Source organism: Prosthecobacter dejongeii, assembly GCF_014203045.1.
In the GTDB taxonomy this organism is placed as follows: domain Bacteria; phylum Verrucomicrobiota; class Verrucomicrobiia; order Verrucomicrobiales; family Verrucomicrobiaceae; genus Prosthecobacter; species Prosthecobacter dejongeii.
The window spans coordinates 1-1,564 of record NZ_JACHIF010000021.1; the positions used below are offsets into that span (position 1 = coordinate 1).

The 1,564-nt window shown below is 60.5% G+C and carries 1 protein-coding gene and 1 pseudogene; both read left to right on the top strand.

Annotation, left to right across the window (positions count from 1 at the left end; all coding sequences use genetic code 11):
• A partial coding sequence (locus HNQ64_RS23760) for an LPD3 domain-containing protein (protein WP_221305556.1) occupies positions 1-933 on the top strand: 933 nt, incomplete at its 5' end.
• A pseudogene (locus HNQ64_RS23765) lies at positions 930-1,564 on the top strand (hypothetical protein); the annotation flags it as partial. The gene HNQ64_RS23760 and the pseudogene HNQ64_RS23765, both read left to right, overlap by 4 nt.

The window sequence follows — 1,564 nt, forward strand, 5'->3', positions numbered from 1 at the left end:
ACCACGCGGGAAACCCTCATCGAGCTGGCCGTGCGAGACACCCTGCAGCGGGACCGCAGCGGCCAGCCCACCGGCCACGCCGCAGGCAGCCTCACGCAGGCGCTGGATACCGCCATCGTCGGGGCCACGCGTGCGGAAGACGCCCGCTCCTTCAGCCAGCTACGCGCCTACTTCCGCGCCGAGGGCACCCGCGTGCGTGGTGTGCTGGGCACCCTGGGCCAGCTCAAACGCGCCCAGGCCCAGGGCCACCTGCCCGCTGGGGGAGACTGGGCCCAGTATGTGGATACCCTCCTGGGCCTCACCCCCGGCTCCAGCAGCCTCCAGGGCCGCCCCATCGCCCCCGGCACAGCCTTGAATACCGGGCCCACCTTCAGTCTCACGTTTAAAAATCTGGACCAGGCCGAGCAACACCTGCGCAGCTTCTCGGGCAAGCCACTGACCACCGCAGATGGCCTAACCGCCAATGTGTCCAACCAAACCGCCGCCAAAATGGCCAGCGGCTCCGCCGTCAAAAAATCTGCCGACATCCGTGCGCACCTCGCCGCCATTGAAAACTTTGAGACGCTCTTTCAAACCGGCAAGGTCATCGAGTCGAACCCTGACCGTGCCGAGGACCTGAACATCACCGCCATTCATCGAGTGCATAGCCGGATGGAGATCGAGAACACGGCTTACAACGTCAAGTTCACGGTTAAGGAGCTCCTGCATCCCCTAACCAACCGCATTTATTCCATCGAGGCCATGGAGCTAGAAAGTGCGCCACCCGCAGGGCTGTTGGTTCACGACACCTTCAGGTTGCCGGCATCAATCCTCACAATGAGAAATCTTATGAGGAGGTGGCCAACTGGCGGGAAGAAAAAAGCCAGGCAGACTTCGAGCACAACTTCAACCAGCTCGTCCTGGCGGAGATGGAATAAGTGCAGCAGGAAATGAGCCGCCACGGCCAGACCCGCCTGGAAGACTTGCGCTGGGATCCGCAAGATGATACTGTCATGAATGTTGCTACCGGGCGCAGGTTATCCCCAGGAGATTTTAAAGCTATCGTATCGGGATTGGACCCCCGAAACAGCGGAGTTGGTGCGACGACACTTTCTCGGGCCCTTGTTGCACGACAAGCGCTTCAGTTGGATGACGCTCAGAGCAGTCGTAGCAAACATTCCAACGCTGAGGACGGTGACAGAGGAGGAGGAATTCCTGATCAATCAGGCGTACCTTTATTCAGACTACTTGGAAAAGAACACCTCTTCTACAGCCAGCCCGACGGCAGCGGAGCCACTCTCGGCACCACCCTTGGAAGCTCCGAACAGTTAGGCCAAACTCTTGCCGAGACGGCCCGGTTTCTAAATCAGAAACAGCCCGGCCTGGTCAATGAGCACACGCATCTCTTCACCACGGTGGAGGAGCTGCTAGCCTCTGACTACGCCCGCCAGCATCCCTTCACCGCAGAGCAAATCGCCAGCCTGCGCACCGCCGAAGGCTTCCATGACGGGAAGACCGGGCACAGCATCGTCATCGCCGAAAACACCCGCCTGCTACCGGGCGAAAATCCCCAGCAGGCCCTCAC